Below are 3,925 nucleotides of genomic sequence, written 5' to 3'. Positions count from 1 at the left end.
TGCCAAAATGGGCAAAATGGCGGCGGATTTGAATAATAATATCCAGTATGTGGAGATGGCTAATACTGCTCACTTTCCCATGTTAGAAGATGCCCCTACTTATCTACAAAAATTGCAAGATTTTTTAGAAATTAATTAGGGTTTGCTAGGGGAAATGAGTTTCTATGATGTGACTGACAAGTATATTCAGGATAAAGAGTTACGCCGTCAGGATGGATATTTGGGGGTACAGCGTCGCCAGGATTTAAAACCAGAAATATCTGCTGCTGTGTTTGCTACGAAACCTCCTCAGTTGCTTAAACCTATTGTGAAAGCTAAAGGGATAAGCTTGATTTTAGTGGAGGAAATTATACAGCCAGAGTTAAATGATCAGTTACGCTATCAAATTTGGTCAGAGTTGTTTGGCGAGTGGGTTATCAATCAAATTGAGTCAGTCTCAGGTGTCACCAGTTTGAGATGAATAGCACTAACACGAATATCATCCAGTCAGGTCAACCTAACTGGATGATAGAGAGATTTTAGTAAAAACTGGGCTAGTTTCTTAACAAGAACCTGGAGTTTTTCTAATTCCAGCAAATACTGACAGAGCGAATTCTGGTTCTTCTGTTTTCCCAACAAATACTGATAGAACCACCGCCACCTAATGTACCAAGCGTTTCCGACCCGGTCAAGTCAGTAAGGTAACTCTCAGAATCGGAGAACAAGTCTGCACCAGCAGGGCGTAACTCAGAAATAGTAATATTAGCCATTTTGTTTCCTCTTGGAATAAGTTCTACTTTGAGGTAATCAGATTTATGTTTTTCCTTTCCCTATGACTGTTATTATTGCCTAACTCTCCAACAATGACAATAGGTTAAGCAACTTTAAAATTAATATAAATGACACAATTATGTCTCAATTTTACCGACTAAACACCGTAACTTCATCTAGATTATGACCGCAAACGCCCAGAATCTCGTATCAACGAGGTTGGTTTTTCAAGACATAAATAACCCAATTATGTCTTTTTTATATCTCTCTGCCCAGGGTTCGGGTGGTGGCAGAGCAAAAAAATAGCCCCATGACCTAATGAGGCTAAAATCTACCGACGGGCCAATCACTCTTTGATTCCCAGATAGGCGACTAATATCAGCCTGCCAACTCTAATCCCTGATAAACATCCTCAGAATCAGCATTCAAATAAGGACGCTGCCAATCAATCCCCAACCCAGAAAACTGCTCAGAAATAGCAGTAATCCGACCCGCCGCAGAATTGTCCTCCTGTTGCCAAGCCATCAACAACCCATTGGCTATAATCTGACAGCGATTCATCCCAAAACTCTCCTCACTGCCAAACTTTTTGTCTGGTTCTTCCGCCAACCCCAAACCCGGTGCTAACTCCAGAGTAAACAAAGGTATTTCTGGCTTAAAAACAGACTGATTTTCTTGATAAACATGAGCCACCACCTGCCTGACCAACTCATAATCTGTTTTGCCAAAATAAAGCACCCCAGCATCATATCGTTGATAATCAACTGGATTATATAAAGCCTTAAAACTAAAAGGAATCCCCCTCTGATTTAACCTTTCAGTCAACCCAGTCATCACAGCCACCGCGCCTTCAGGAGTAACATTAAAATAGAGCCGCACCATAGCTTCCTCTCTCTGTAAACCGGCATTACCCACCGCCATATAAAAGCCATTTTGTACAAAATTCTTAGGCATCAAAATTGACACAACAGCACCCACTGCCGCCGCTTGCTCAGACTCTTGAAGATGCTTTTCCCGTTGGATATGCAGTCGCAAACCGCCCTTAGTCACAGCCAAACTGCCATCGGTTTCCTCTCTCAAAATTGACCAACCCGAATCAAAATATCCCTCCCCCTTGTTCGCTTCTTCCAACTGTAAATAAAAGTCCATAGCTACGCCAGCAAAACTATTATTCTCCAAATCTAATTGCTGACCCTTATTCTCAGAACCTAATGCTTGCGATGCTTGCATCGACCCATTATAATAAATACCATAAAGAAAACTCCTCAACTGTAAACTCATATATTTATCCTGTATTTCCTTCGGTAAAGCCTGAATCCGAGACAACATCTCAGCAGGCATTTCCCAGGGTTGATAGTTAGGATGACGAATCGAAAAATCAGCGGAAATTTCGAGATTTTCAACAATATCTAACAAAGCTTCCTTTAACCGACCTCTAACCTCAGGGGCTAAATGATGGAATTGAGAATTAAGTAATGACATAATTTTTCAAGATACTCAACGATATTAAACTTGGCCAACAACAGAAGAATTTATCTGATTTAAGTGAGTAGCAGTAGCCCCAAAAATCGTAGGCATTGATGATTCAGGACGACATAACAAAGCCTTGGCTACCTGAAGCATAGCAATTCCGGTATTATTAAAGATTTTTTGATACTGAACCATTGCCAAAATTGCAATAATTAAAGAAAAACCGGCCAACTGGACTACTTGCTTTAAGAAATCAGGACGATATTCTAAGATTTCTGGGAAAGTTTCTAAATAAGCTAAAGTTAACCCACCGATAGATGGCTGCAGCAATTCTAGGGGAGTAGTGGCTAGTCGCAGAGACTCTTCAATACTGAGAGAATTACTAATCACCAAGCTACCCAACCAAATTTGTAGATAACTAGCGATTGCCATTCCCAAATCAAATGCTGGATCTCCCCAATCAGACCTTTCCCAATCAATCAACCGGATCGCATTTCCATTAATATCTTCCCAGTTTCGATTCAGAAGAATATTATTCAGCTTGATGTCATTGTGAGTCAGACAAATAGGAGAAATAGTTTCACTGGCTCGATGAACTGCTTCTCCTAAGCTATCATATCGTTGATAAAGTGCAAAAAATTTCAATCCATCCATCGGAGCCATACCAAAAATTTCAGGACCGATCCTTTCCAAACTCTCTAATAATAGCGGAGATACTTTCGGTTTTCCAGCAAACTCTTCTTTGACAAAAAATTCCCGATAAATACTCTGATTCCAGGTATCACGGTGAATTGTCGCCAAACAACTGCCGATTTGAGTAGCAACCTGAGCCGGAAAGAGATTCTCTTTAGAATAAAACTCTGCCAAATCCTGATAATTATCCAGATAAGTAGAAACTAAAATTGAGTTATCAGCATCGTGGAGCAGTAATTCTGGCAGAAAACTACGCCAATAGTCAATTTCAGGAAAGTTCTCTAGAAATTTGGGGATTCGCCATTCCCCAAAAAACTCGCCCACCGTTTCCTTTTCTAAATTAATAAATTGTTCTTGTTTAACCAGTAACTTTCGACCCTCTGGTAAAGTCACTAATAAGTTAAAATTTTTAGCCTGAATCTGCTCTACTCCCGGATTTTCTAGGCAGCGATCACAGATTTTTTGGTCGATTAAATAGTCATAAACATTTTGAGAACTTAACACAAATTTCATAATTACAATTATTCTCAAATATCGCTGATTTGTTTTTATTGATTTTAATTATAATTGATGATAGCCTTATTGCCAAGCTATTCATCTGCATTAAAAAAACATAATTAACACAATTATGTCTAAACTTCAACTAATCGCGCCAGTCAACCTACCTGTTAGATTGGTTTAGGGCTAATTGCGATCGCTCCATAGACAAAGAAACCGGGTTTCTCCACAGGGACAAGGCGGCTTTTGCTGCCTTCCATCAATTCGGTAAGTATGTGGTACGGTTTCGTTATGATTGATTTTTAAAAGTACCTTTTGCCGATCGATTATTTATGGCGAGATTTTTGCATCGATCGATCCCAAAATCAGAAAAAATTGCTTTTTTAGAAGATTTTTTAGCGGCAGATTATGAGGCAGCCCTAGGCACAATTTATACATCTGTGAGTAAAAAAGCAGTGGAAATTATGCCTGGTAAATTTGCTGAGATTAAGGTACCAACTCTTTTAGTATCAGG

Annotated in this window: 4 protein-coding genes and 1 pseudogene; 3 read left to right on the top strand and 2 right to left on the bottom strand. The window is 39.5% G+C overall.

The genetic code is table 11. The features are described 5' to 3' along the window. A partial coding sequence (locus PX484_RS13145) for an alpha/beta fold hydrolase (RefSeq protein WP_287664376.1) occupies positions 1-139 on the top strand: 139 nt, incomplete at its 5' end. A gap of 15 nt (positions 140-154) precedes the next feature. After that, entirely contained in the window at positions 155-460 is a 306-nt protein-coding gene (locus tag PX484_RS13140) for a peptidylprolyl isomerase (RefSeq protein ID WP_287765339.1), read from the top strand. A gap of 668 nt (positions 461-1,128) precedes the next feature. On the opposite strand, the gene PX484_RS13135 is transcribed toward PX484_RS13140, so the two are convergent. Both PX484_RS13135 and PX484_RS13130 read right to left on the bottom strand, forming a co-directional pair. After that, positions 1,129-2,232 (bottom strand): T3SS effector HopA1 family protein, encoded by a 1,104-nt coding sequence (locus tag PX484_RS13135; protein WP_002802367.1) that lies wholly within the window; start codon positions 2,230-2,232, stop codon positions 1,129-1,131. A 24-nt stretch (positions 2,233-2,256) separates the two neighbouring features. Further along, on the bottom strand, positions 2,257-3,426 hold the full coding sequence (locus PX484_RS13130; RefSeq protein WP_002802369.1) for a phosphotransferase: 1,170 nt from the start codon (positions 3,424-3,426) through the stop codon (positions 2,257-2,259). Between the two features lie 218 nt (positions 3,427-3,644). On the opposite strand from PX484_RS13130, the pseudogene PX484_RS13125 reads away from it, so the two are divergent. Further along, positions 3,645-3,925, top strand: a pseudogene (locus PX484_RS13125) (alpha/beta fold hydrolase); the annotation flags it as partial.

The organism is Microcystis sp. M49636_WE2 (assembly GCF_030065375.1).
In the GTDB taxonomy this organism is placed as follows: domain Bacteria; phylum Cyanobacteriota; class Cyanobacteriia; order Cyanobacteriales; family Microcystaceae; genus Microcystis; species Microcystis aeruginosa_C.
Note: the sequence above shows the minus strand (reverse complement) of the source record. Positions and strands in the feature narration are given on the sequence as shown.

Coding starts and splice junctions, on each gene's coding strand:
- PX484_RS13140 (WP_287765339.1), top strand. CDS start 155: ATGAGTTTCTATGATGTGACTGACAAGTATATTCAGGATAAAGAGTTA.
- PX484_RS13135 (WP_002802367.1), bottom strand. CDS start 2,232: ATGTCATTACTTAATTCTCAATTCCATCATTTAGCCCCTGAGGTTAGA.
- PX484_RS13130 (WP_002802369.1), bottom strand. CDS start 3,426: ATGAAATTTGTGTTAAGTTCTCAAAATGTTTATGACTATTTAATCGAC.